Source organism: Burkholderia sp. Bp9016, from assembly GCF_003857765.1.
Classification (GTDB): Bacteria; Pseudomonadota; Gammaproteobacteria; order Burkholderiales; family Burkholderiaceae; genus Burkholderia.
The window spans coordinates 44180-68279 of the sequence record NZ_QTPY01000009.1 but is presented as its reverse complement, the minus strand read 5'-3'; the positions used below and the strand labels follow the sequence as shown (position 1 = coordinate 68279).

Genomic DNA, 24100 nt, shown 5'->3' with positions numbered 1-24100 from the left:
TGAAGGAAGACCCATCATGAAAACGTTGATTCGCCCGCTCGTCGTGATCTTTGTCGTGCTGACCGCCGTGACGGGGCTCGCTTACCCCGCCGTGATGACCGTGTTCGGCCAGGCCGTGTTTCCGTCGCAGGCCAACGGCAGCCTGATCGAGAAGGACGGCAAGGTGGTCGGCTCCGCGCTGATCGGCCAGTCGTTCGATGCGCCGAAGTATTTCTGGGGCCGGCTGTCGGCCACGTCGCCGATGCCGTACAACGCGGCCGGCTCGGGCGGCTCGAACCTCGGCCCGCTGAACCCGTCGCTCGCCGACCAGGTGAAGGGGCGCATCGCCGCGCTGCGCGACGCGGGCACCGACCTGTCGAAGCCGGTGCCGGTCGATCTCGTGACGGCGTCCGCCAGCGGTCTCGATCCGGAGATCACGCCGGCCGCCGCCGCGTATCAGGTCGAGCGCGTCGCGAAGGCGCGCAACCTGACGCCGGACGCGGTCGCGCAGCTCGTCGCCGCGAACACGACGGGCCGCCAGTTCGGCATGCTCGGCGAGCCGCGCGTGAACGTGCTGAAGCTGAATCTCGCACTCGACGCGGCGCCGGCCGCGCACTGAATGCAGGGGCAGCCCGGCGCGGCTTGCTGCGCGCCGGGTCCGATTCGTGACCGACGGCGCATGCGCCGTCTTTGCCTTTGCGGCGATTTGGAACAACAATGCCAGTACTCGCGCGTAACCCGGCGCTCCGCCCTCCCGACGCATGAACCGCCCCGATCCAGACCAACTCCTCGACAAGCTGCAGCGAGACGAAGAAAAGCAGCGGCGCGGCCAGCTCAAGATCTTCTTCGGTGCGTCCGCAGGCGTCGGCAAGACCTACGCGATGCTGCAGGCCGCGCGCCAGCGCCTGCAGGACGGCGTCGACGTCGTCGTCGGTATCGTCGAAACCCACGGCCGCAGCGAAACCGCCGCGCTGCTCGACGGGCTGGACGTGCTGCCGCTCGCGCGCATCGACTATCGCGGCCGCACGCTCGCCGAGTTCGATCTCGATGGCGCGCTCGCGCGTGCGCCGCAATTGATCCTCGTCGACGAACTCGCGCATTCGAACGTGCAGGGCGCGCGGCACCTGAAGCGCTGGCAGGACGTTTACGAACTGCTCGACGCGGGCATCGACGTGTATACGACCGTCAACGTCCAGCATCTCGAAAGCCTGAACGACGTGGTCGGCGCGATCACCGGCATTCGCGTGTGGGAGACCGTGCCCGACCGCGTGTTCGACGCGGCCGACGAGGTTACGCTGGTCGACCTGCCGGCCGAGGAACTGCTCGAGCGGATGCGCGACGGCAAGGTCTATCTCGCGCAGCAGGCCGAACGCGCGGTGCGCAACTTTTTCCGCAAGGGCAACCTAATCGCACTGCGCGAACTGGCGTTGCGGCGCACGGCCGATCGTGTCGACGCGCAGATGCGCGAGTACCGCGCGGATCGCTCGATCCAGCGCATCTGGCAGGCGCGCGAGCGGCTGCTGGTGTGCGTCGGGCCAGGGCCCGAGGCGCCGACGCTCGTGCGCGCGGCCGCACGGCTCGCCGCGAGCGTGAAGGCTGACTGGATCGCCGTGTATGTCGAGACGCCGCGGCTGCAGCGGCTGCCCGACGCGCAGCGGCAACGCACGCTCGACGCGCTGAAGCTCGCGGCCGAGCTCGGTGCGGAGACGGCCACGCTTGCCGGCGACGATGCGGTCGCCGCGCTGATCGGCTATGCGAAGGTGCGCAACGTGTCGAAGGTCGTCGCGGGCGGCTCGCCGAAGGTCGGGCTCGCGCGCCGTTTCGCGCGGCCGTTCGGCGAGAAGCTGGCCGAACGCGCGGGCGACGTCGACCTGATGCTGATCCGCGCGTCGGCGGGCGACGACGCGCGCTCAGCGCCGATCGACCCGCGCGTGCGCGACTGGCGCAATGCGTTCGCGCAGTTCGGCACGCACCGTTCGCCGCCCCGGCACTACGCGTACGCGGCCGCGATCTGCGCGGCGATCACGGTCATAGCGAGTGTCGTGGCGGAGCGGCTCGACCTCACGAACCTCGTGATGCTGTACCTGCTCGGCGTCGTGTTCTCGGCCGTGCGGCTCGGGCGCGGCCCGGGCGTGCTGCAATCGTTCCTGTCGGTCGCCGCGTTCGACTTCTTCTTCGTGCCGCCGCGCATGTCGTTCTCGGTCAGCGATACGCAATACCTGCTGACCTTCTTCGGAATGCTGCTGACGTCGCTCGTGATCAGCCACCTGACGTCGACGCTCACGCGCCAGGCGAGCATCGCGCAGCGCCGCGAACGCCGCACCGGCGCGATCTATGCGATGGCGCGCGAACTGGGCGCCGCGCTGACGATCGAGCAGATCGTCGAGATCGGCAGCCGCCACGTCGGCGAGGTGTTTCGCGCGCGCGTCGCGTTCCTGCTGCCCGACAGCGCGGACCAGGTACGGCAGAAGCTCGAGGATCCCGACGCGGCCGTCACGCTGACGGGCACGGAACTCGACTGCGACGTCGGCCAGTGGGTGTACGACCAGCAGAAGCCGGCCGGCCGCGGCACCGACACGCTGCCCGCGGCCGCCGCGCTGTACCTGCCGCTGAAGGCGCCGATGCGCACGCGCGGCGTGCTCGCGGTGGCGTCGCGCGAGCCGCGCGAACTCGAGGTGCCCGAGCAGCAGCGGATGCTCGACGCGTTCGCCGCGCAGATCGCGCTCGCGCTGGAGCGCGTGCACTACGTCGAGATCGCGCGCGATGCGCTCGTCAGCATGGAGTCCGAGCGGCTGCGCAACTCGCTGCTGTCGGCGATCTCGCACGACCTGCGCACGCCGCTCACGACGATCGTCGGCTTCTCGTCGATGCTCGCGAACGCACGCGCGGCCGCGCCGCGCACGCAGACCGACGACGCGACGGCCGAGCGCAGCGCGCAGCGCGAAGGCGAGCTCGTCGATGCGATCCACGACGAAGCGCTGCGAATGACCGGCATCGTCACGAACCTGCTAGACATGGCGCGGCTGCAGGCCGGCAGCCTGCAGCTCAAGCGCCAGTGGTCGCTGCTCGAGGAAACCGTCGGCGCGGCGCTGGCCGCATGCAAGCGCGTGCTTGCGCACCATCCCGCACGTGTATCGTTGCCGGCCGACCTGCCGCTGTTGCGGATGGACGCGGTGCTGATGGAGCGGCTGTTCACGAACCTGTTCGAGAACGCGGCGAAGTACACGCCGTCCGGCGCGCCGCTCGACATCGGCGCGGAGTGCGTGACCGACGACGGGCAACCGTTCGTGCGCGTGCACGTCGACGATCACGGCCCGGGCCTGCCGGCCGGGATGGAGACGCGGATCTTCGACAAGTTCACGCGCGGCGAGAAGGAATCGGCGACGCCGGGCATCGGGCTCGGCCTCGCGATCTGCCGCGCGATCGTCGAGGCCCACGGCGGTAGAATCGGCGCGCTCAACCGTACCGGGCCCGACGGCCGCGTGACGGGGGCGCGCTTCTGGTTCACGCTGCCGGTCGATACGCCGCCGGCCGTGCCTGCCGTACCCGATGACGATATCGACGCGCCCGGCGCATCGTCCCCATCCGAGCCATTGCCAGACCATGAGTGAACCGAGCCTGACCGTCGTCCTGATCGAGGACGAAAAACAGATCCGCCGCTTCGTGCGCGCCGCGCTCGAAGAGGAGGACATCGCCGTATTCGAGGCGGAGACGGGCAAGCAGGGGCTGATCGACGCGGCGACGCGCAAGCCCGATCTGGTGATCGTCGACCTCGGCCTGCCCGACACCGACGGCCTCGACGTGATCCGCGAGTTGCGCGGCTGGTCCGAGGTGCCGGTGATCGTGCTGTCCGCGCGAACGCAGGAAGAGGAGAAGGTTGCCGCGCTCGACGCCGGCGCCGACGACTACCTGACCAAACCGTTCGGCGTGTCCGAGTTGCGTGCACGGATGCGCGCGCAACTGCGCCGGCGCAACCAGGGCGGTGCGAGCGAGTCGCCGAAGGTGAACTTCGGCAGCGTGACCGTCGATCTCGCGCTGCGCCAGGTCTGGCGCGACGGCGAGATCGTGCACCTGACGCCGCTCGAATACCGGCTGCTCGCGACGCTCGTGCGGCACGCGGGGCGCGTGCTCACGCACCGCCAGTTGCTGCGCGACGTATGGGGACCGTCGCACGTCGAAAGCCATCACTATCTGCGCATCTACATGGCGCATCTGCGCCAGAAGCTCGAACGCGATCCCGCGCAGCCCGAGCACATCGTGACCGAGACGGGCGTCGGCTATCGGCTCGTCGGCGCCGCGTGACGTTCGCGGCCGGAAAGCAAGCGCGCTCAATGTGAAAGTTGCATCGGCGCGACATTGCCGGCGCGCGAGCCGGCCGCGCACACTGGTTGCGGATTCCCCGCTATGCTGACCGTTCCGAGAACGAAATCGAGGAGCGTGCAATGTCCGTCCGTCTGGTCGTCATCTGTGCGCTGGCGCTCGCTGCGCCCGGCGCGTTCGCGCAGCCGCTTCCTCCCGGTCAGCAGCCTTCGTCGCCGCAGTCCGCGCTCGCCAGTCCGGCGTCGGTCAACTGCGAGAAACTCGGCGGCCGCCACGTGATCCGCAACCTGCCCCGCGGGCAGGTCGGGATGTGCGTGTTCAAGGACGGCCGCGTATGCGACGAATGGGCGCTGTATCGCGACGACCGCTGCGTCGGCGGCGGCGCAGCCAAGCGCGTGTCGAACTGAGCGGTTGAACTGCCGAACCGCCGCTCGCGGCAGGCGGACCGGTGCCCGCCGGGCCATGCCGCGGCCGGATTCCCCGTTCGAGCGTGGCGGGCAACATCCGGCGCGTCCGTAAGCATCTTGTTATACTCGGCGCCGCCCGGGGACGACCCCGGGTCATTCGCTTCAACGGGGACGGCCCCATCCGATACGGAGTACGTCGAGATGGCGTGGGTATTGTTGTTTATCGCCGGTTTGCTGGAAGTGGCCTGGGCGGCCGGCATGAAATCGTCCGAGGGTTTCACGCGGCTCGGACCGTCGGTGTTTACGATCGTGACGGCGCTGGCCAGCTTCGGGCTGCTCGCGGTCGCGATGCGCCAGTTGCCGCTCGGCACGGCGTATGCGGTGTGGACGGGCATCGGCGCGGTCGGCGCGTTCGTGTTCGGCATCGTGATGATGGGCGAGGCGCTGACCGTCGCCCGTGTCGCGAGCGCATCTCTGATCGTGCTCGGGCTGATCGGCCTGAAACTGTCGTCGGCCGCCTGAGGCCGGCATGCCGGGTGCGCTTGCGCCCGGTCGCCCGGCCGTGACGCACTGCGGAATTGCGCCGGCCATCCTGATAGCCTGTCTATAATGGAACGCATTCGGACCTGAATGCCGTTTCGCCGTCCCCGGCGGGCGGCGCCGGTCGCCACGCGCCGCGCGGCCGGTCATGCGACCCGATCCGATCAATCGGCAAAAGCGCACGCAAAGTGCAAGGAGAGGGCCATGATCGAAGCCATTTCGCTCGGCGCGGGGCTCGCGTGGGCGAGCGGGCTGCGCCTGTACCTGACGGTGCTGATCGCCGGCGTGCTCGCGCGGGCCGGCTGGCTTCATCTGCCCGATACGCTCGCCGTCCTCACGTCGCCGTGGGTCATCGGCGCCGCAGCCGTGCTCGCCGTTACCGAATTCCTTGCCGACAAGATTCCCGCGTTCGATTCGCTGTGGGACGCCGTGCATACGTTCATCCGCATTCCGGCCGGCGCGGTGCTGGCCGCCGGTGCACTCGGCCATGCCGACCCGACCGTGCTCGCGGTCGCCGGGCTGGCCGGCGGTTCGCTCGCCGGTGCCGCGCACATCACGAAGGCCGGCACGCGCGCACTGATCAACCTGTCTCCCGAACCGATCTCGAACTGGATCGCATCGTCGACCGAGGACGGTCTCGTGTTCGGCGGCCTTGCGCTCGCGTTTTTCGTCCCGCTGGCTTTCCTCGTGCTGCTCGCCGCGTTCATCGTCGCGTCGGCGTGGGCGCTGCCGCGTCTGTGGCGTGGCGTGTCGGGCGGATTCCGCGGGATGGCGAACCATATGGTGTCGCGGCTCAACTCGATCGGGGGCAAGCGCGATTGAAGGCGCAGTCGTCCGTCGAGCGGCAGCACGCTGATTCGTCCGCACCCGGGCCGCGCGGCCACGCCGGCCGCTTCGGCTGGCACGACCTGATCCGCCAGGCCGCGCGGATGACCGCGCGCGACTGGCGCGCCGGCGAGTTGACGCTGCTCGTGCTGGCGCTGGTGCTCGCGGTCGCGGCGCTGACGAGCGTCGGTTTTCTCGCCGACCGGCTGCGTCAGGGGCTCGAGCGCGATGCGCGCCAGATGCTCGGTGCCGATTTCGTCGTGCGCGCCGATCATCCCGTCGATCCGTCGTTCGACCGCGACGCGCGCGCACTCGGCCTGCGTACCGCGACAACCGCGATTTTCCCGAGCATGATCGCAGCGGCCGCGGGCGGGCAGGCGAGCGGTGCCGCGCCCACGCGCCTCGCGGCCGTGAAGGCCGTATCGCCCGGGTATCCGCTGCGCGGTGCGGTCGAGATCGTGCCGGCCGGTGCCGCCGCCGCGCACAAGGCGACCGCGATTCCGGCCCCCGGCACCGTGTGGGCCGATCCCGCGCTGCTCGATGCGCTGCATCTGCGAGCAGGCGACACCGTGCGCGTCGGGCTGCGCACGTTCACGGTCGCCGCGTCGATTTCCCGCGAGCTCGATCGCGGCTTCTCGTTCGTCAATTTCTCGCCGCGGCTGATGATGCGCGCGGACGAACTCGCCGCGACCGGGCTCGTCGGCTATGGCAGCCGCGTCACGTACCGGCTGCTGGTTGCCGGCGATTCGCAGGCCGTCGCACGCTTCGAGGCGTATGCGCACGGTCGCGTCGACGGCGGCAAGCTGCGCGGCGTCGGACTCGAATCGCTGCAGGAAGGGCAGCCGCAGGTGCGGCAGACGCTCGATCGCGCGCGCCATTTCCTGACGCTCGTTGCGCTTTTGACCGCGCTGCTCGCGGCGGTCGCTATCGCGATGGCCGCGCAGCGCTACATGCGGCGCCATCTCGACGGCTGCGCGACGATGCGCTGCCTCGGCGTGAGCCGCCGTACGCTCGGCGCGCTTTTCGCGCTCGAATTCGTCGGCATCGGTGTCGTCTCGGGTGTCGCCGGCGCGCTGCTCGGTTATGGCGGTCACTGGGCGCTGCTGACGGCGCTCGGCGGCCTGATCGACGTCGTGCTGCCGCCGCCGACGCTGTGGCCGGCGCTCGTCGGCATCGGCGCCGCGCTCGTGCTGCTGCTCGGCTTCGCGCTGCCGCCGCTCGCGCCGCTTACGCGCGTGCCGCCGGTGCGCGTGCTGCGGCGCGACTGGGGCGACGCGTCGCGCACCGCGTGGGCCGCTTATGCGATCGGCGTCGTGCTGTTCGCCGGGCTGCTGATCGTCGCCGCGGGCAACCTGAAGCTCGGGCTGATCGTCGCGGGCGGCTTCGCCGGCGCGCTGGTCGGTTTCGCGCTGATCGCCCGGCTCGTGCTGTACGCGGCGGCGCGTGCGGTGCGCAACGCGCGCGTGGCCGCGGGCATTGGCTGGCGTTATGCGCTCGCGTCGCTGCACCGGCGCGGCACGGCCAGCGCGCTGCAGATCACGGCGCTCGCGCTGGGCCTGATGTGCCTGCTGCTGATCGCGATCACGCGCAACGACCTCGTCGCCGGATGGCGGGAGTCGACGCCGCCCGACGCGCCGAATCAGTTCCTGATCGACATTCAGCCCGACCAGCGCGACGACGTCGCGGCGTGGCTGCTCGCACACGGCGTGCGCGATGCGGTGCCCGCGCCGATGGTGCGCGGCCGGCTCGTCGCGATCAATGGCAAGCCCGTGAACCCGGACGCGTATCCGTCCGACGAAGCGCGCCGGCTCGTCGATCGCGAATTCAACCTGTCGTACACGACCGAGTTGCCGTCCGACAACCGGATCGTCGCCGGCGACTGGTTCGGCACGTCGGCCACGCCGCAGATCTCGATCGAGGCCGGGCTCGCGAAGACACTGAAGGTAAAGCCGGGCGACGTGCTGCGCTTCGACGTGACCGGGCTGACGGTCGATGCGCCGATCACCAGCGTGCGCAAGCTCGACTGGGGCACGTTCCGCGTCAACTTCTTCGTGCTGATGCCGCCGCCGGTGTTGAAGGATTTCCCGGCCGTCTACCTGACGAGCTTCCATCTGACGGCCGATCGGGCGGCGCTGCTCGACCCGCTGATTGCGCGCTACCCGAACCTGACCGCGATCGACGTCGCGCCGATCCTCGCGCAACTGCAGCGGATGATGCTGCAGGTGGTGGGCGCAGTGCAGTTCCTGTTCGCGTTCACGCTCGCAGCCGGCGTGCTCGTGCTGTACACGGCGCTTGCCGGCTCGCGCGACGAGCGCGTGCGCGAGGCCGCGCTGCTGCGTGCGCTCGGTGCGTCGCGCGCGCAGGTCAATGCGGTGCAGCGCGCGGAATTCATCGTCGTCGGCGCGCTGGCAGGTGTGCTGGCATCGGCGGGCGCCATCGCGGTCGGCTGGGTGCTTGCGTCGCGCGTGTTCGATTTCCGGCTCGCGGTCGATCCGTGGCTCGTGCCGGCCGGCATTGCTGCCGGCGTCGCGTGCGCCGCTGCGGCCGGCTGGCTGAGCCTGCATAATGTGTTGCGGCGCCCCGCGCTGCAGTCGCTGCGCGACGCCTGAGCGTCGCCGGCGGCCCCGAATATCCCGTTTCCGATTATCCGTATGACCGATGTGAATGATGATGCGCCGTCGCAGCCGACGGCGTTCGAGCTCGTGGGTGGCGAAGCCCGTGTGCGCGAAATGGTGGACCGTTTCTACGACCTGATGGACCTCGAGCCCGAGTTCGCGGAGATTCGCGCGCTGCATCCGGCGTCGCTCGATGGCTCGCGCGACAAGCTGTTCTGGTTCCTGTGCGGCTGGCTCGGCGGCCCCGACCACTACATCAGCCGGTTCGGCCATCCGCGGTTGCGCGCACGGCACCTGCCGTTCCCGATCGCGTCGGTCGAGCGCGACCAGTGGCTGCGCTGCATGGCGTGGGCGATGGAGGACGTCGGGTTGCCCGAGCCGCTGCGCGAGCGCCTCATGCATTCGTTTTACGACACGGCCGACTGGATGCGCAACCGGCCCGGTTGATCGACCGGTACGCTGCTGTCCGGGCGCCGGACGATTTGGTCTTGGCGTCCGTCCGGTGCGGCGCGACACTGACCGTTTCCCCATCGATACGAGGCTCGCCCGATGACGACCCAGGCACTGTTTCGCGAAGACGCCTACCTTACGCAATGCGACGCCGTCGTCGCGGCCGTCGGTGATGACGGCATCCGGCTCGACCGCACCGTGTTCTATCCGCTCGGCGGCGGGCAGGCCGGCGACAGCGGCACGCTGACGCTGTCCGACGGCAGCACGATCGCGATCGCCGACACGCGCAAGGCGAAGTTCGACGGCGCGACGCCCGACGACGCCGTACACGTGCCCGCAGCAGGACAGGAGGCGCATCTGGCGGCGTTTGCGCCCGGCGCGCGCGTGGTCGCGGACATCGACTGGCTGCGCCGTTACCGGCACATGCGGCTGCATACGGCCGCACACCTGATGTGTGCGGTGCTGCCGTATCCGGTCGACGGCTGCAGCGTGACGGCCGACTACGTGCGGCTCGATTTCGCGACGTCCGAAGCGATCGACCGGCAGGACGTCGAACGCCGCCTCGCGGCGCTGGTCCACGGCGCGCATCCGGTCACGACCGAATGGATCACCGACGCGGAGATGGCCGAGCGGCCCGAACTGGTGCGCACGATGAGCGTGAAGCCGCCGATGGGGCTGGGCCGCGTGCGGCTGCTGCGCATCGCCGGCGTCGACTTGCAGCCGTGCGGCGGCACGCACGTGCGCAATACGTCGGAGATCGGCGACCTGCGGGTCGCCAAACTTGAAAAGAAGAGCGCGCGGACACGACGCCTCGTACTGGAGTTTGCATGACGAGCGACACCCTGACGGATGGCGCCGCGGCGCTCGATCCGCACGCGCGCGAGATTCTCGATTTCTGGTTCGGTGTACCGGATTCGGCCGAGTTCGGGCACGCACGCAAGATATGGTTCAACGGCGGCGCGGCGTTCGACGACGTGCTGCGCGTGCGCTACGGCGCACTGCTCGACGCCGCATGCAACGGTGCCTGCGACCGCTGGGCCGGCTCGCCATCGGGCGCACTCGCGCTGATCGTGGTTCTCGACCAGTTTTCCCGCAACGTTCATCGCGGTACGCCACGTGCGTTCGCTGCCGACCCGAAGGCGCTGGCGCTCGCGCGCCGCGTCGTCGCGGCAGGATGGGATGCGCAATTGCCGAGCGGCCATCACCGCGCGTTCGCGTATCTGCCGTTCGAACATGACGAGTCGCACGAGAGCCAGCGCGAGGCCGTGCGTCTGTGTGCGGGCATTCGTGACGAAGCGGGGTGCGAGAGCTATCACGACTTCGCGTTGCGGCACGCGGCCGTGGTCGAGCGCTTCGGGCGATTTCCGCACCGCAACGCGATTCTCGGCCGTGCGTCGACCGATGAGGAAACGGCATTTCTGCGCGAGCCCGGTTCGTCGTTCTGACGAGCGGGGCAGCGGCGGGGCAGGCATGAAACCGCGTTCGCTCGGCGAATGCGGGGCTTCTGCCGAAAATGACGACGGCGCCCGTGGGGCGCCGTCTCGCGTTACGGTGTCGCGGGTTCTTCAGGCGTGCGCAAGTACACGCGCAGCAGTTCCTCGTCGTCGCCCGGCCGCGCGCCGGTCCAGAACAGTTTCCATTCGCTGCCGGGTGCGGGATCGACTGCCCGCACGCCCTGGACGATCATCCACGTGCAGCGCGTCGCCTTCGCGTCGTTGATCGGCGTGTGCTGGATGCCCGAGAAGTAGTACAGCATCGGCGCTTCCGACTCGCCGAGCCCGTGCAGGCTTGCCATGCAGTCGCCGTCGTTCCATTCGAGCGCGAGATGCGCGTTCAGGTCTTCGAATACCGACCGGTAGCTCTTCGCGACGTCGAGCCACGGCAGCAGCAGCGTGTACACCAGCCCCCACGCGACCAGCGCGCCCGCGCCCCACGACAGCGCGCCGCGCCACCGGCCCGTCGTGCGCAGCTTCGGCAGCAGCCACAGCCAGCCGACCGTCAGCACGAGCGCGCCGATCACGAACCCGGGCACGATCGGCATCGTCCAGTCGAGCGGCAGCCAGCGGCCGAGCAGTGCGAGGTTTGCGTGCGATGCGCCCGGATCGGCCATCACCGCCCAGATCACCCACGCGAGTGCGACGACGATGCCGAACAGCAGGCGGCTCAGGTAATCCCACGCGAGATGCAGACCGCGCGGCAGCCGCTCGATCGCCTGTGCGGCGACCAGCGCGAGCGGCGCGAAGAACGGCAGGATGTAGAGCTGGCGCGAGGTCGCGGACACTTGCAGCACCGCGAGGCCGATGCCCGTGAACAGCACGGGCAGGGCGATGCGCGGCGTGCGCCAGTCGCGCCAGGCGCCGCGCGCCAGCGCGACGATCGCGAGCGGTGCGACCGGGAAGCCGACCAGCAGGAACGCACGCAGGATGAAGAACGGCTTGTCGTTTTCCGCGCCGAGTTGCGGCACGGAGAAGCCGAAGAAACGACCCACGTTGTTGTCCCAGAACCACGTCATGAACAGCGTCTCGGAGCGCAGGAACAGCGCGGTCGGCCAGATGAGCGCGAACGGCGCGCACACGAGCGCGGCGACGCCGAGCGAGCGTGCGAACGCGCGGGTGCGGCAGGCCGGGTAGAGCACGAGCACGCCCGTGAGGGTGGCCGCGAACACGAGCGGCACGAACAATCCTTTCGCCATCAGCGCGATGCCGACGCCTGCGCCGAAGATCGGCGCGGCCCAGCGGCCCGACGGCCGCACCGGCAGCCCGTGCCGCATTTGCTGCGCGCGCGCGACGTGCTGCATCACGAGTTCGAGCATGCCGCAGAAACCCATTGCGGTGCCGGCGAACAGCGCGACGTCCGTCATCATGTCGTGCACGTGCTTGATCACGACGAGCGTGCCCGCGCTCAGCACGACGGGGCCGATCACGCGCAGGTCGAGCCAGTTGTCCGCGCGGTTTGCGCTGCGCGCCGCGCGCGCGATGAAACCGAACCCGAGCGCCGCGAACAGCGCGCTCGCGAGCCGTGCCGCGTCGTGCAGCGGCATTACGCGCTGCAGCAGCCACGCGAGACTCGTCGCGACCCACGCGTAGAGCGGCGGTTTTTCCATGAACGGCAGGCCGGCATTGGTCGGCACGACGAAGTCGCCGGTCTCGAGCATGTGCTGGATGATGCCGAACGTATAGGTCTCGTCCTGCTTCCACGGATCGTGGCCGAGCACGCCCGGCAGCGTGTACGCGCAGACCAGCGCGGCGACCAGCAGCCACGCCTGCCAGCCGAGCCGGGCGACGCGCTCGCGCGCCGCATGCGTTGCGGCAGCAGCGGGGCCGGCCACGGCCGGCGTACCGGCGGCATCGAGCGTCGCGCCGAAGTCGGGATCGGCGGCCGATCGGGCATGATGAGCCGAAGCGGGCACGGACGTGCGTCGCCGGCCGGGCGCTGCGGAACCTGGCATGGAAAAGATCTCGGTCGGGTCAAGCCGGTCCGGCGACATGGGCCGGGACCGATAAGGGTCGCGTCGAGGCGAAATGACAGCCGGATGACCTGGCTGTTTGACTTGGCGCTAGTAGAGCACGGAATTGTTACTGATGTTTACTGAAACTGTCACGATATTGTGGAGATTTGTGGTGCCGTGACGACGGATTGTTTCAGTGGGCGATTTTTACCGCCCGGCGGGGGGCGGTTAGCGGCCGCCGCCGACGTCGAGCAGGGCGCCCGTCGTGTAGGACGCCGCGTCGCTGAGCAGCCAGACGACTGCTTCGGCGATTTCCTGCGCGTCGCCCGCGCGGCCGAGTGGCGTCTGGGCGCCGAGGCGGGCCGCCCGGCCCGGTTGGCCGCCGCTCGCATGGATCTCGGTCTCGATCAGGCCGGGGCGCACCGCGTTGACGCGCACGCCGTGGGGGCCGAGTTCCTTCGCGAGGCCGATCGTCAGCGAGTCGACCGCGCCTTTCGAGCCGGCGTAGTCGACGTATTCATTCGGCGAGCCGAGCCGGGACGCGATCGACGACACGTTGACGATCACGCCGCCGCGGCCGCCGCGGTCGGTGGACAGCCGGCGGGCGGCTTCGCGCGCACACAGATACGCACCGAGCACGTTGGTGTCGAACATCCGCCGCAGCCGGTCGACCGGCATGTCGGCGAGCGGCATCGACGGTGCGACGATACCCGCGTTGTTGACGAGCGCATCGAGGCGCCCGAATGCCGACGCAACGGTGTCGAACATCGCGATGACGTCCGCTTCGTTCGCGACGTCGCCGGCCACGATGCAGGCGCGTGCACCCGCGTCGCGAACGGCCTGCGCGGTCAGTTCGGCCGCGGCCGCGTCGCGCGCGTAGTTGATGCCGACGTCCCAGCCGCGCGCGGCGGCGAGCACGGCGGTCGCGCGGCCGATGCCGCGGCTTGCGCCGGTGATGAGGACGGCCTTGCGATCGGACGGTGCGGTCATGGGCTTCCGATGAGCGTTACTTGGCTGCGTCGGGCGCCCACTTGTCGCGGGCGGGCGGCTGATAGCGGCGCAGCCGGTCGATCAGCGCGACGGGTTCCGACTCGACGCACAGCGCGTCGAAATAGGCCGGGCGCATGAAGCCTTCGTCGACCGTATGACGCAGCAGCGCGATCAGCGGATCGTAGAAGGCATCGATGTTGTACAGCGCGACCGGCTTGCGGTGATAGCCGAGCTGCGCCCATGTATAGACTTCGAACAGTTCCTCGAGCGTGCCGGCACCGCCGGGCATCGCGACGAACGCATCCGAGAGGTCGGCCATCATCTTCTTGCGGTGGTGCATGTCGGGCACGACATGCAGCTCGGACAGCCCCGTATGGCCGACTTCCTTGTCGACGAGCAACTCGGGGATCACGCCCACGGCCCGGCCGCCGACCGCCATCACCTCATCGGCGATCACGCCCATCAGGCCGACGCGGCCGCCGCCGTAGACGAGCGCGAGGTCCGCCTCGACGAGTGCTCGGCCGAACGCGCGCGCGGCGTCCGCATAGACCGGCCGCACGCCGGACGACGAGCCGCAATAAACGCAGACTGCCTTCATTGTTTGGTGTCCTTCGCGGCGGGCCTGGCGGCGACCGGGCTGCCCGCGGCGCGCGGGGAACCATCGCGCGGCGGCAGGTAGTCGGTGAATTCGCGCTTGGGCAGCTTGCCGGAGACGAGATCGTCGAACAACTGGCGGGAGCGGCCGCGCAGGTACGGCGCCATGACGGAGATCACGTGCATGCTCACCTGGTGCAGTTCTTCGCGGATCGCATCCTGATCGTTGTATTTGCGCGGATGCATCACGTACTGATACGACAGCCAGTACGTGGAGATCACGGCCATGTTGGTGGCGATGACTTCGATCTCGGCGGGCGTCGCGACCATTTCGGCGTCGGAGACGAGCAGCTCGCACATGTCGTGCGCGAAGCGCACCTTGTGGCTGATGATCTGCTTGAAGTGCGTCTCGAGCGTGCGGTTGCGTGCGAGCAGGTCGTTGAGGTCTCGATACAGGAACCGGTAGGTCCACATGAAATCGGCCATGTACTGCAGGTACGACCAGGTTTCGTCGATCGTCGGACGGTGATCTTCGGGAAAGCGCAGCCGCCGTTCGATCTGCTGCTCGAACTGCGCGAAGATGCTGTTGATGATGTCGTCCTTGTTGCGGAAATGGTAGTACAGGTTGCCTGGACTGATTTCCATTTCCTCGGCGATCGTCGTGGTCGTGACGTTCGGCTCGCCGATCTCGTTGAAGAGTTTCAACGACAACTCGAGAATCCGTTCGCGCGTGCGGCGGGGAGGTTTCGCTTCCATGTCGTCCGGCCCTGTGTGTGCCGGACTGGCGGGCGCTGCAATCGATGCTGCGAGATTCGTCCGGCGCGGGTTGCTGTTCTAAGTCTAGCGGACGATTATAAACCGCGGTTTCCTTACATCGGGCGCATTTCGTCATTGCAAGGCGGACGGCGCATGGTGCGCCGCCGCATGCGGGCGCCCGCTAGAAGCCGAGCCAGTGCGCGACCACCGGGCCGAGCACGAATCCCCACGTCGTCACGCACGCGAACAGCGCGACCGTGACCGCCGCGCTGCCGAGGTCCTTCGCGCGCTTCGACAACTCGTGGCGCTCGAGCGAAATGCGGTCGATCGCGGCCTCGACGCTCGAGTTCAGCAGCTCGACGATCAGCACGAGCAGCACCGCGCCGATCAGCAGCGCGCGCGATGCGGCCGGAACCGGCGAGAACGCGCCGATCGGCAGCATCACCGCGGCGAGCGTCAGCTCCTGGCGAAACGCGCTCTCCTCGCGGATCGCGACGCGAAAGCCGTTCAGCGAATGCTTGAGCGCGTACCACGCGCGGGTGATGCCGCGGTGGCGCTTGTACGGGTTCGGTGCGAGCGGCGCCAGACGATCGTCGGGGCCGAGCGGCTCGTGCGGATGCACGTCCGCGTCGGCGTGCGGCTCTTCTTCGTCGAACGGCCGATGCGGTTGCGCCGCGGTGGCAGGGGGCGGAGTCTTGTCGTTCAGGTCTCGTTTCAAACGGCGGCACCTTCGGCGGGCGAGTACGCAGTCTTCGGCAGCGGCTTCAGATGCGACGCGAACTGCTCGGACGCCGCGCGCCACGAGAAGCGTTCCGCCCATGCACGCGCGGTTTCGCGTTCGATCTTCAGCGCCTCGAGGCAGGCTTCCTGCAGGTCCTCGTGCATCGCGCCGGCATCGCCCCCGCCGAGCACGTCGATCGGGCCCGTCACGGGGTACGCGGCAACCGGCGTGCCGCATGCGAGGGCCTCCAGCAGCACGAGGCCGAACGTGTCGGTGCGACTCGGAAACACGAACACGTCGGCCGCAGCATACACCTTGGCGAGCTCGGCTTGCGACAGGACGCCGAGATAGTTTGCTTCCGGGTAGCGCGACTTCAGTTCCGCGAGCGCGGGGCCTTCGCCCGCGACCCATTTCGAGCCGGGCAGATCCAGCCGCAGGAACGCCTCGACGTTCTTCTCGATCGCGACGCGGCCGACGTACAGGAAGATCGGCCGCGCGGTATTGAGCACCTTCGACTCCATTGGCCGGAAGATGTCGAGATCGACGCCGCGCGTCCACAGCACGACGTTCGTGAAGCCGAATTTCTCGAGGTCCTGCTTCACGACCGGGGTCGGTGCCATCACCGCGAGCGATGGCCCGTGGAACCAGTGCAGGAAGCGGTAGGTCGCCGACAGCGGGATGCCGAAGCGCGCCTGCACGTATTCCGGGAAGCGCGTGTGATACGCGGTCGTGTACGGCAGCTTGCGGGCGCGCGCATAGCGTCGCGCGGCGAGGCCGAGCGGGCCTTCGGTCGCGATGTGCAGCGCGTCCGGCGCGAACGCGTCGATCCGCGCACGCAGCTTGCGATACGGCAGGATCGACAGGCGGATCTCGGGATAGGTCGGGCAGGGCAGCGTGCGAAATTCCAGCGGCGTCAGCATTTCGACCCGGTGGCCGAGCGCTGTGAGTTCGTGCGTCGTGCTCTTCAGCGTGCGCACGACGCCGTTGACCTGCGGTTCCCACGCGTCGGTGACGATCATGATCTTCATCGTGGCATGTGTCCTGTAAGTGGGGTTGTGTCAGGCGGTGGCCTTGGCTTTGCGCGACGGGGCTGCGGTCGGCGCGGTGTGCAACGCTGTCCAGTAGACGATCTTCAGTTCGCCTTCCATCGTTTCGACGAGCGCGGAAAGGCTTTCGACCCAGTCGCCGTCGTTGCAGTACAGCACGCCGTCGATATCGCGGATCTCCGCCTTGTGGATGTGTCCGCACACGACGCCGTCGCAGCCGCGGCGGCGCGCTTCGTCGGTCATCACGGTCTCGAACTGCGAGATGAAGTTGACCGCGTTCTTTACCTGGTGCTTCAGGTACTGCGACAGCGACCAGTACTGGAAGCCGAGGCGGCTGCGGATCCGGTTGAACCAGCGGTTCAGCACGAGGATCAGCGTATAGAGCGTGTCGCCGAGGTACGCGAGCCATTTGGCGTGCTGGATCACGCCGTCGAACAGGTCGCCGTGCACGATCCACAAACGCTTGCCGGCGAGCGTCGTGTGAAATGCCTCGCCGCGCACGTGGATGTCGCCGAACGCGAGGTCGCAGAACTGGCGTGCGCCTTCGTCGTGATTGCCGGGGATGTAGACGACCTGGGTACCCTTGCGCGCCTTGCGCAGGATCTTCTGCACGACGTCGTTGTGCGCCTGCGGCCAGTACCAGCCCTTCTTCAGTTGCCAGCCGTCGATGATGTCGCCGACCAGGTACAGGTATTCCGAATCGTTGTGGCGCAGGAAGTCGAGCAGGTACGGCGCCTGGCAGCCGCTCGAACCGAGATGGATGTCGGACAGCCAGATGGTGCGGTAGCGATGGGTGGACGAGTCGGGGTCGTCGTGCCGCGTGGCATGCACGGCAGGGGACTCATCCGACGGCAGCGCGTCGGTTGTGGCCGATCCGGACAGGAAGGCGGTGGCGGCGCGGGCGCCGAGCGGTTGACGGAACAGGGAGGTCGCGGACGTTTTCTGGCCCATGCATGACTCGCGCCGGTTGACAGTACAGGCATTGCGCCATGCGGGTGTGACTGTGCCGTGACAGTCACGAGACGTTCTTATTACCGCCGTTGCGGCATGTTTAGCAGTGAATGCTGAAACGTTGCGTAACCTGCCGAACCGACGGATTTTTCATTGACGGGCAAGGCGCGCGGGGCGGCCGCGCAGGCATTTTCGCGGGTTGTCTGCAGATGGATGCGCGTCGGCGGCCGCAGCGGTGCGGGGTGCGCGATGCGTCGGCGCGTGAGCAGGTCAGCGCGGAATGGCGACGATGCGCGTACGGGCGATACGGTCGTGCGGGAACTGGCGATCGCCGTGCAGGCGGGCCGCGCCGGCCCACGCAGCAATCCATGCGGCGGTGAGCGCGAGCGTGACGGGCACCGACAGGCCGAGCAGCGGGTGCAGCGCGAGCGGCGGCAGGAACCACAGCCAGCCGAGCGCATAGCGGACGAGCGCGTGAACGGCATTCAGCGGCCGGCCGCTCGACGACTCGAGCCGCAGTCGCCACGTCTTCATCGGCAGCGTCTGACCGCCGTGGGTCCAGAACCAGACGAAATACGCGCCGACGACGAGCGCGATCCATGCGGCGAGAAGGTTGTGATGAACGAGGCCGTTGCGCTGCTGAGTCGCGAGACCGAACGCGAGCCCCGCGAAGAACACGACGCCGAACAGCAGCACGGCTTCGTACAGCAGCGCCGCGAGGCGCCGCCGCACGGACGGCGTGGCGACGGCCGGGGCCTGGGGCGCGGGGGCGTTCGCCACGGCCGCTCAGGAACCCTTGAAGAACGACGGCGCGTCGGCGGGCGACACGGGCGTGACGGCGGCCGGCGCCGGGGCGGCCCCCGACGTGGACGATGCGGCGGCAGGCGACGCGCCTGCACCGGCCGACGCGGGTGCGGGCGCCGGTGCCGGATTGCTGGCCGGATGCTCGTGCGAATTGACGAGGCGGCGCACGTCGCGGTCGGCGACGGTCGGCGGCGCACTGACGACGCTCGGCCGGCGGCGGCGCTCGGCCGCCGCGAGGCGTTCCTTCTGTTCTTCGGGCAGTTGCTGATAGGCCTTCCACGCGCGCTCGCGCGCCTGCGCGGACAGTTCCTTCGCGCTCTGGTAGTTCTCGCGCGCGACGCGTCGCTGCTCGGGCGTCATCCGCGCCCACTCGGACATCCGGTCCTGCAGGCGCTTTTGCGCATCAGGTGTCAATTTCGCGAAACGCGATGCGATCTTCAGCCATTTCCGCTTGCGGGCATCGCTGAAGCCGTCCCATTGATCGGCGAACGGCGCGAGCGCAGCATGCTGCGCGGGCGTCAGGCGCGCCCACGACAGCGGACCGTTGGCGGCCGGCAGCGGCAGGGGCAGTTGCGGGAGTTCGGTGGTCAGCCCGGTGGCTGCCGAGGTCGGCGCGGGTGCGCTGCTGGCCGCGGCGGAGACCGTCGCGGGGGGCGGGTTGAATCGCGAATAGGTGGCGACGTAGGAAACGGCGATCGCGATCACGCATCCGAAAAATACGGCCAGGCCGCGCTTCTGACTCACCCGTGCGATCCCCTCGTTTATTGTCTGTTAGCGTGCGTGCGAAAGATACGCGTTGAACCCGTGATCGAGGTACGCGTTCAGCGGCAGGTCGTCGCTGAGCATCGCCGCGTCGATGTCGGCGAGTTCCGCGGTCCGCTGCATGTCTTCCCAGTACGCGATACCGACGAGTCCCGCGAGCAGCAGCGCGAGCGGCCATGCGCGCAGCAGGCGGCGCGCAAACGACGCCGGCGGGCGGCTCGCGGGCGGCGTGCCGTATGCGCCGGCCGCGCCGGCGAAGGCGGGCACGAACACCGGCGCGGTCGCGGCTTCGGGCTTCTTGCGCGCGAGCGCGGCCCGGCGCGCGGCGGCCAGACGGTCGGAGGTCGCGGCAGGCAGCGCCGCGGCACGTTCGTCCAGCGCGCGGCGAACCTTCAGCGCGAATTCATGTTCTCGATTTACGGGAGCGGAGCTCATAGCGTGATTCCTTTGGCCTTGAGCGCTTGCGCCAGGGTGTGGGTAGCTCGCGAGCAGTGCGTCTTGACGCTGCCTTCGGAGCACCCCATTGCGGCGGCAGTCTCGGCGACATCCATATCTTCCCAATAACGCATCAGGAACGCTTCCCGTTGACGCGTCGGAAGTTTCTGGATTTCTTCGTCGATCAGGGCCAGAACCTGCTCGCGTTCGAGGCGGTGCTCGCTACTCTCGACACCTGCATTGTCGTCCGCGGATTCGAGCGTTTCCAGTGGATCGAAGTCGTCGTCGTCGGTGTTGTTCAGCGACGAGAAGAGCGTGACCCAGGTATTGCGGACCTTCTGCCGGCGGAACCAGTCGTGGATCGCGTTCTGCAGGATCCGCTGGAACAGCAGCGGCAGTTCGGCCGCCGGCCGGTCGCCGTACTTCTCCGCCAGCTTGATCATCGCGTCCTGGACGATGTCGAGCGACGCATCGTCGTCACGCACGGCGTACGCAGCCTGCTTGAACGCGCGCCTTTCGACGCCCGCCAGAAAGTCGGCGAGTTCCTTGTCTGATGCCATTCCGTAAAGGTATGCGCTGCGGACTGCGGCGTGTGAAAGGTCGAAAAATTTCGTAAAACCCGCGGATGCTAACAAATTTTCGCGTGACTTGGCACCGGTGACGGCGCGCTGCGTTGCGCGCGAGCCGCGTCGGCCGGCCGTGCGATGGGGCGCATGATGCGCTGCGGGATATTTTGCTTGACGGCCCCATCATGACCCGCTATCGTCAACGATTCGCAACATGAAGTGATGGTCTCATTTGAGGCTGGCCCAAGAAGCCCGCCCTTCAACTGGACGCGCCGCTTGAACCCGAGCCACAAGCCCGGCAGAGAGCACCCGATCAATTTTTTGCCGAAAATTCGAAAGGTCAAAATGAACATGCCCAGCGCGGAATTCTCCACGTCGGAACCCCTTTCCCCTCCCGATAGCGACTCCATTGGCGGCACCGTGCTCATGAAGGCACTGGCCGACGAGAACGTCGAATTCATCTGGGGCTACCCCGGCGGCTCGGTACTTTACATCTACGACGAGCTTTACAAGCAGGACAAGATTCAGCACGTGCTGGTGCGCCACGAACAGGCGGCCGTGCACGCAGCCGATGCGTATGCGCGCTCCACCGGCAACGTCGGCGTCTGTCTCGTGACGTCCGGCCCGGGTGTCACCAATGCGGTGACCGGCATCGCGACGGCCTACATGGATTCGATCCCGATGGTCGTGATCAGCGGCCAGGTGCCGACTGCCGCGATCGGCCAGGACGCATTCCAGGAATGCGATACGGTCGGCATCACGCGTCCGTGCGTGAAGCACAACTTCCTCGTGAAGGACGTGCGCGACCTCGCGGAAACCGTCAAGAAAGCGTTCTACATCGCCCGTACCGGCCGTCCCGGCCCGGTGCTGATCGACATCCCGAAAGACATCTCCAAGACGCCGTGCCAGTACGAACCGGTCAAGAGCGTGTCGCTGCGTTCGTACAACCCGGTCACGAAAGGTCATTCGGGCCAGATCCGCAAGGCCGTGTCGCTGCTGCTGTCGGCGCAGCGTCCGTACATCTACACGGGTGGCGGCATCATCCTCGCCGACGCGGCACGCGAACTGAACCAGTTCGCCGACCTGCTCGGCTACCCGGTCACGAACACGCTGATGGGCCTCGGCGGCTATCGCGCGTCGGACAAGAAATTCCTCGGCATGCTCGGCATGCACGGCACCTACGAAGCGAACATGGCGATGCAGCACTGTGACGTGCTGATCGCGATCGGCGCACGCTTCGACGACCGCGTGATCGGCGATCCGGCGCACTTCGCGTCGCGTCCGCGCAAGATCATCCACATCGACATCGACCCGTCGTCGATCTCGAAGCGTGTGAAGGTCGACATCCCGATCGTCGGCGACGTGAAGGAAGTGCTGAAGGAACTGATCGAGCAACTGCAGACGGCCGAGCATGGCCCCGACACCGAGGCGCTCGCGCAATGGTGGAAGGACATCGAAGGCTGGCGTGCGAAGGACTGCCTGAAGTTCGACCGCGACAGCGAGATCATCAAGCCGCAGTACGTGGTCGAGAAGGCGTGGGAGCTGACGGACGGCAATGCGTTCGTGTGCTCGGACGTCGGCCAGCACCAGATGTGGGCCGCGCAGTTCTACCGTTTCAACAAGCCGCGTCGCTGGATCAACTCCGGCGGCCTCGGCACGATGGGCTTCGGCCTGCCGGCAGCGATGGGCGTCAAGATGGCGCACCCGGACGACGACGTGCTGTGCATCACGGGCGAAGGCTCGATCCAGATGTGCATCCAGGAACTGTCGACCTGCCTGCAGTACGACACGCCCGTGAAGATCATTTCGCTGAACAACCGCTATCTCGGCATGGTTCGCCAGTGGCAGCAGATCGAATACAGCAAGCGCTATTCGCATTCGTACATGGATGCGCTGCCTGATTTCGTGAAGCTCGCCGAAGCGTACGGCCACGTCGGCATGCGGATCGAAAAGACTTCGGATGTGGAGCCGGCGCTGAAGGAGGCGCTGCGCCTGAAGGACCGCACCGTGTTTCTCGACTTCCAGACCGATCCGACCGAAAACGTCTGGCCGATGGTACAGGCCGGCAAGGGCATCACCGAGATGCTGCTCGGATCGGAAGATCTGTAACGGCGCGACGCGCGCCCGGGCCCGCGCGGCCGCCTTCACGAAGGGCGGTGCGGCATCGGGCGGCGCGCGGCGCGTGTGAATCGACACGGCACATTCTGGAAGAAGCGAACATGAGACACATCATTTCCGTCCTGCTGGAAAACGAACCGGGCGCGCTGTCGCGCGTGGTCGGTCTGTTTTCCGCACGCGGCTACAACATCGAAACCTTGACGGTGGCGCCGACCGAAGACCAATCGCTGTCGCGGCTCACCATCGTTTCCATTGGCTCGGACGACGTGATCGAACAGATCACGAAGCATCTGAACCGCCTGATCGAGGTGGTGAAAGTGGTGGACCTGACCGACGGTGCACACATCGAACGCGAGCTGATGCTGATCAAGGTACGTGCAGTGGGCAAGGAGCGCGAAGAAATGAAGCGGATGTCGGATATTTTCCGCGGCCGCATCATCGACGTGACCGAAAAGACCTACACGATCGAATTGACGGGCGCGAGCGACAAGCTCGACGCATTCATCCAGGGGCTGGACGCGAGCGCGATCCTGGAGACCGTGCGTACCGGCAGCTCAGGCATCGGACGCGGCGAGCGCATCCTGAAGGTGTGATGCCGAAAAGGCACGCCGGGTGCGCCGTCATGTCCCGGCCCGCAGTACCAATCCGAACGAATTGTTGAATTTTTTGAATTAGCGAAGGAACCATCATGAACGTTTTCTACGACAAAGACGCTGACCTCTCCCTCATCAAGGGCAAGCAAGTCACGATCATCGGCTACGGCTCGCAAGGCCATGCACACGCACTGAACCTGAAGGACAGCGGCGTGAACGTGACGGTCGGCCTTCGCAAGGGCGGCGCGTCGTGGAGCAAGGCCGAGAACGCAGGCCTGTCGGTCAAGGAAGTCGCGGAAGCGGTGAAGGGCGCGGACGTCGTCATGATGCTGCTGCCGGACGAGCAGATCGCCGACGTGTACGCGAAGGAAGTGCACGCGAACATCAAGCAGGGCGCCGCACTGGCATTCGCACACGGCTTCAACGTCCACTACGGCGCAGTGATCCCGCGCGCCGACCTCGACGTGATCATGATCGCGCCGAAGGCGCCGGGCCACACCGTGCGCGGCACGTACTCGCAAGGTGGCGGCGTGCCGCACCTGATCGCGGTTGCACAGAACAAGTCGGGCGCGGCACGCGACATCGCGCTGTCGTACGCGGCAGCGAACGGCGGCGGCCGTGCCGGCATCATCGAGACGAACTTCCGTGAAGAGACCGAAACCGACCTGTTCGGCGAGCAGGCCGTGCTGTGCGGCGGTACCGTCGAGCTGATCAAGGCTGGTTTCGAAACGCTGGTCGAAGCGGGTTACGCGCCGGAAATGGCGTACTTCGAGTGCCTGCACGAGCTGAAGCTGATCGTCGACCTGATCTACGAAGGCGGCATCGCGAACATGAACTACTCGATCTCGAACAACGCCGAGTACGGCGAGTATGTGACGGGCCCGCGCATCGTCACGGAAGAGACGAAGAAGGCGATGAAGCAGTGCCTGACCGACATCCAGACGGGCGAGTACGCAAAGAGCTTCATCCTTGAGAACAAGGCCGGTGCCCCGACGCTGCAGTCGCGCCGCCGCCTGACGGCCGAGCACCAGATCGAGCAGGTCGGTGCGAAGCTGCGCGCGATGATGCCGTGGATCGCGAAGAACAAGCTCGTCGACCAGACGAAGAACTAAGCATCGCGAGCTGTTCCGGCCCTTCGAGTGGAGGGTCGGTATCAAAAAGCCGCCCGAAGGCAGCAGTG

Annotated in this window: 24 protein-coding genes; 13 read left to right on the top strand and 11 right to left on the bottom strand. The window is 67.7% G+C overall.

Annotation, left to right across the window (positions count from 1 at the left end; all coding sequences use genetic code 11):
* Positions 1 to 16: 16 nt before the first annotated feature.
* The 10 genes from kdpC (at position 17) to DIE13_RS12995 (ending at position 10581) form a co-directional block, all read left to right on the top strand.
* Positions 17 to 598 carry a potassium-transporting ATPase subunit KdpC gene (gene kdpC, locus DIE13_RS13040; protein ID WP_124827596.1) on the top strand — a complete coding sequence of 194 codons (582 nt, stop codon included), beginning with the start codon at positions 17 to 19 and terminating at the stop codon, positions 596 to 598.
* A 142-nt stretch (positions 599 to 740) separates the two neighbouring features.
* Complete coding sequence (locus DIE13_RS13035; protein ID WP_124827595.1) at positions 741 to 3590, top strand: sensor histidine kinase KdpD; 2850 nt, start codon at positions 741 to 743, stop codon at positions 3588 to 3590.
* Entirely contained in the window at positions 3583 to 4281 is a 699-nt protein-coding gene (gene kdpE, locus DIE13_RS13030) for a two-component system response regulator KdpE (protein ID WP_124827594.1), read from the top strand. The genes DIE13_RS13035 and kdpE overlap by 8 nt, the downstream gene beginning before the upstream one ends.
* Before the next feature lie 140 nt (positions 4282 to 4421).
* Positions 4422 to 4706, top strand: coding sequence for a DUF333 domain-containing protein (locus DIE13_RS13025; RefSeq protein WP_124827593.1), 285 nt, complete (start codon positions 4422 to 4424; stop codon positions 4704 to 4706).
* Positions 4707 to 4907: 201 nt separating this feature from the next.
* Positions 4908 to 5228 (top strand): quaternary ammonium compound efflux SMR transporter SugE, encoded by a 321-nt coding sequence (gene sugE, locus DIE13_RS13020; protein WP_098551031.1) that lies wholly within the window; start codon positions 4908 to 4910, stop codon positions 5226 to 5228.
* Between the two features lie 222 nt (positions 5229 to 5450).
* Positions 5451 to 6068, top strand: coding sequence for a DUF4126 domain-containing protein (locus DIE13_RS13015; RefSeq protein ID WP_096507648.1), 618 nt, complete (start codon positions 5451 to 5453; stop codon positions 6066 to 6068).
* A gap of 107 nt (positions 6069 to 6175) precedes the next feature.
* A complete protein-coding gene (locus DIE13_RS13010; protein ID WP_124827726.1) occupies positions 6176 to 8680 on the top strand; it encodes an ABC transporter permease in 2505 nt (834 codons plus the stop codon).
* A 42-nt stretch (positions 8681 to 8722) separates the two neighbouring features.
* Positions 8723 to 9133, top strand: coding sequence for a group II truncated hemoglobin (locus tag DIE13_RS13005; protein ID WP_124827592.1), 411 nt, complete (start codon positions 8723 to 8725; stop codon positions 9131 to 9133).
* Between the two features lie 102 nt (positions 9134 to 9235).
* Positions 9236 to 9967 carry an alanyl-tRNA editing protein gene (locus tag DIE13_RS13000; protein WP_124827591.1) on the top strand — a complete coding sequence of 244 codons (732 nt, stop codon included), beginning with the start codon at positions 9236 to 9238 and terminating at the stop codon, positions 9965 to 9967.
* Entirely contained in the window at positions 9964 to 10581 is a 618-nt protein-coding gene (locus DIE13_RS12995) for a DUF924 family protein (RefSeq protein WP_124827590.1), read from the top strand. The genes DIE13_RS13000 and DIE13_RS12995 overlap by 4 nt, the downstream gene beginning before the upstream one ends.
* Before the next feature lie 101 nt (positions 10582 to 10682).
* On the opposite strand, the gene DIE13_RS12990 is transcribed toward DIE13_RS12995, so the two are convergent.
* The 11 genes from DIE13_RS12990 to DIE13_RS12940 form a co-directional block, all read right to left on the bottom strand.
* On the bottom strand, positions 10683 to 12584 hold the full coding sequence (locus tag DIE13_RS12990; protein ID WP_124827589.1) for an ArnT family glycosyltransferase: 1902 nt from the start codon (positions 12582 to 12584) through the stop codon (positions 10683 to 10685).
* 228 nt (positions 12585 to 12812) lie between these two features.
* On the bottom strand, positions 12813 to 13574 hold the full coding sequence (locus tag DIE13_RS12985) for an SDR family oxidoreductase (protein WP_124827588.1): 762 nt from the start codon (positions 13572 to 13574) through the stop codon (positions 12813 to 12815).
* A 16-nt stretch (positions 13575 to 13590) separates the two neighbouring features.
* The gene (locus DIE13_RS12980; protein ID WP_124827587.1) at positions 13591 to 14172 is read right to left on the bottom strand and encodes a TIGR00730 family Rossman fold protein; all 582 of its coding nucleotides are present in this window, start codon (positions 14170 to 14172) and stop codon (positions 13591 to 13593) included.
* The gene (locus DIE13_RS12975) at positions 14169 to 14924 is read right to left on the bottom strand and encodes a TetR/AcrR family transcriptional regulator (RefSeq protein WP_124827586.1); all 756 of its coding nucleotides are present in this window, start codon (positions 14922 to 14924) and stop codon (positions 14169 to 14171) included. Before DIE13_RS12975 ends, DIE13_RS12980 begins: the two co-directional genes overlap by 4 nt.
* Positions 14925 to 15105: 181 nt before the next feature.
* Positions 15106 to 15642: a diacylglycerol kinase gene (locus tag DIE13_RS12970; RefSeq protein WP_124827585.1), complete on the bottom strand. Its 537-nt coding sequence runs from the start codon at positions 15640 to 15642 to the stop codon at positions 15106 to 15108.
* Positions 15639 to 16673, bottom strand: a complete 1035-nt coding sequence (locus DIE13_RS12965) for a glycosyltransferase family 1 protein (protein ID WP_124827584.1) — start codon at positions 16671 to 16673, stop codon at positions 15639 to 15641. Before DIE13_RS12965 ends, DIE13_RS12970 begins: the two co-directional genes overlap by 4 nt.
* A gap of 30 nt (positions 16674 to 16703) precedes the next feature.
* A complete protein-coding gene (locus tag DIE13_RS12960; RefSeq protein WP_124827583.1) occupies positions 16704 to 17642 on the bottom strand; it encodes a UDP-2,3-diacylglucosamine diphosphatase in 939 nt (312 codons plus the stop codon).
* Between the two features lie 270 nt (positions 17643 to 17912).
* On the bottom strand, positions 17913 to 18422 hold the full coding sequence (locus DIE13_RS12955) for an RDD family protein (RefSeq protein ID WP_124827582.1): 510 nt from the start codon (positions 18420 to 18422) through the stop codon (positions 17913 to 17915).
* Positions 18423 to 18428: 6 nt separating this feature from the next.
* The gene (locus DIE13_RS12950) at positions 18429 to 19190 is read right to left on the bottom strand and encodes a DUF3106 domain-containing protein (protein WP_124827581.1); all 762 of its coding nucleotides are present in this window, start codon (positions 19188 to 19190) and stop codon (positions 18429 to 18431) included.
* Positions 19191 to 19217: 27 nt separating this feature from the next.
* Positions 19218 to 19643, bottom strand: a complete 426-nt coding sequence (locus tag DIE13_RS12945) for a DUF3619 family protein (RefSeq protein WP_124827580.1) — start codon at positions 19641 to 19643, stop codon at positions 19218 to 19220.
* Positions 19640 to 20203: an RNA polymerase sigma factor gene (locus DIE13_RS12940; protein ID WP_027784998.1), complete on the bottom strand. Its 564-nt coding sequence runs from the start codon at positions 20201 to 20203 to the stop codon at positions 19640 to 19642. The genes DIE13_RS12945 and DIE13_RS12940 overlap by 4 nt, the downstream gene beginning before the upstream one ends.
* Positions 20204 to 20554: 351 nt before the next feature.
* On the opposite strand from DIE13_RS12940, the gene DIE13_RS12935 reads away from it, so the two are divergent.
* The 3 genes from DIE13_RS12935 to ilvC all read left to right on the top strand — a co-directional run bounded on the left by DIE13_RS12935 (position 20555) and on the right by ilvC (position 24032).
* Entirely contained in the window at positions 20555 to 22318 is a 1764-nt protein-coding gene (locus tag DIE13_RS12935) for an acetolactate synthase 3 catalytic subunit (protein WP_124827579.1), read from the top strand.
* A 110-nt stretch (positions 22319 to 22428) separates the two neighbouring features.
* The gene (gene ilvN, locus DIE13_RS12930; protein ID WP_006750445.1) at positions 22429 to 22920 is read left to right on the top strand and encodes an acetolactate synthase small subunit; all 492 of its coding nucleotides are present in this window, start codon (positions 22429 to 22431) and stop codon (positions 22918 to 22920) included.
* A gap of 95 nt (positions 22921 to 23015) precedes the next feature.
* Positions 23016 to 24032, top strand: coding sequence for a ketol-acid reductoisomerase (ilvC, locus tag DIE13_RS12925; RefSeq protein ID WP_006491032.1), 1017 nt, complete (start codon positions 23016 to 23018; stop codon positions 24030 to 24032).
* The last annotated feature ends 68 nt before the right edge of the window (positions 24033 to 24100 follow it).

What these genes read in the sequence shown, in the direction of transcription:
- DIE13_RS13005 (WP_124827592.1), top strand. Translation starts at nt 8,723, where the DNA reads ATGACCGATGTGAATGATGATGCGCCGTCGCAGCCGACGGCGTTCGAG.
- DIE13_RS12985 (WP_124827588.1), bottom strand. Translation starts at nt 13,574, where the DNA reads ATGACCGCACCGTCCGATCGCAAGGCCGTCCTCATCACCGGCGCAAGC.
- DIE13_RS12940 (WP_027784998.1), bottom strand. Translation starts at nt 20,203, where the DNA reads ATGGCATCAGACAAGGAACTCGCCGACTTTCTGGCGGGCGTCGAAAGG.
- DIE13_RS12980 (WP_124827587.1), bottom strand. Translation starts at nt 14,172, where the DNA reads ATGAAGGCAGTCTGCGTTTATTGCGGCTCGTCGTCCGGCGTGCGGCCG.
- DIE13_RS12960 (WP_124827583.1), bottom strand. Translation starts at nt 17,642, where the DNA reads ATGGGCCAGAAAACGTCCGCGACCTCCCTGTTCCGTCAACCGCTCGGC.
- DIE13_RS13015 (WP_096507648.1), top strand. Translation starts at nt 5,451, where the DNA reads ATGATCGAAGCCATTTCGCTCGGCGCGGGGCTCGCGTGGGCGAGCGGG.
- DIE13_RS12935 (WP_124827579.1), top strand. Translation starts at nt 20,555, where the DNA reads ATGAACATGCCCAGCGCGGAATTCTCCACGTCGGAACCCCTTTCCCCT.
- DIE13_RS13025 (WP_124827593.1), top strand. Translation starts at nt 4,422, where the DNA reads ATGTCCGTCCGTCTGGTCGTCATCTGTGCGCTGGCGCTCGCTGCGCCC.
- ilvC (WP_006491032.1), top strand. Translation starts at nt 23,016, where the DNA reads ATGAACGTTTTCTACGACAAAGACGCTGACCTCTCCCTCATCAAGGGC.
- DIE13_RS13000 (WP_124827591.1), top strand. Translation starts at nt 9,236, where the DNA reads ATGACGACCCAGGCACTGTTTCGCGAAGACGCCTACCTTACGCAATGC.
- kdpC (WP_124827596.1), top strand. Translation starts at nt 17, where the DNA reads ATGAAAACGTTGATTCGCCCGCTCGTCGTGATCTTTGTCGTGCTGACC.
- DIE13_RS13035 (WP_124827595.1), top strand. Translation starts at nt 741, where the DNA reads ATGAACCGCCCCGATCCAGACCAACTCCTCGACAAGCTGCAGCGAGAC.
- DIE13_RS12945 (WP_124827580.1), bottom strand. Translation starts at nt 19,643, where the DNA reads ATGAGCTCCGCTCCCGTAAATCGAGAACATGAATTCGCGCTGAAGGTT.
- DIE13_RS12975 (WP_124827586.1), bottom strand. Translation starts at nt 14,924, where the DNA reads ATGGAAGCGAAACCTCCCCGCCGCACGCGCGAACGGATTCTCGAGTTG.
- DIE13_RS12990 (WP_124827589.1), bottom strand. Translation starts at nt 12,584, where the DNA reads ATGCCAGGTTCCGCAGCGCCCGGCCGGCGACGCACGTCCGTGCCCGCT.
- sugE (WP_098551031.1), top strand. Translation starts at nt 4,908, where the DNA reads ATGGCGTGGGTATTGTTGTTTATCGCCGGTTTGCTGGAAGTGGCCTGG.
- ilvN (WP_006750445.1), top strand. Translation starts at nt 22,429, where the DNA reads ATGAGACACATCATTTCCGTCCTGCTGGAAAACGAACCGGGCGCGCTG.
- DIE13_RS12995 (WP_124827590.1), top strand. Translation starts at nt 9,964, where the DNA reads ATGACGAGCGACACCCTGACGGATGGCGCCGCGGCGCTCGATCCGCAC.
- DIE13_RS12965 (WP_124827584.1), bottom strand. Translation starts at nt 16,673, where the DNA reads ATGAAGATCATGATCGTCACCGACGCGTGGGAACCGCAGGTCAACGGC.
- kdpE (WP_124827594.1), top strand. Translation starts at nt 3,583, where the DNA reads ATGAGTGAACCGAGCCTGACCGTCGTCCTGATCGAGGACGAAAAACAG.
- DIE13_RS13010 (WP_124827726.1), top strand. Translation starts at nt 6,176, where the DNA reads ATGACCGCGCGCGACTGGCGCGCCGGCGAGTTGACGCTGCTCGTGCTG.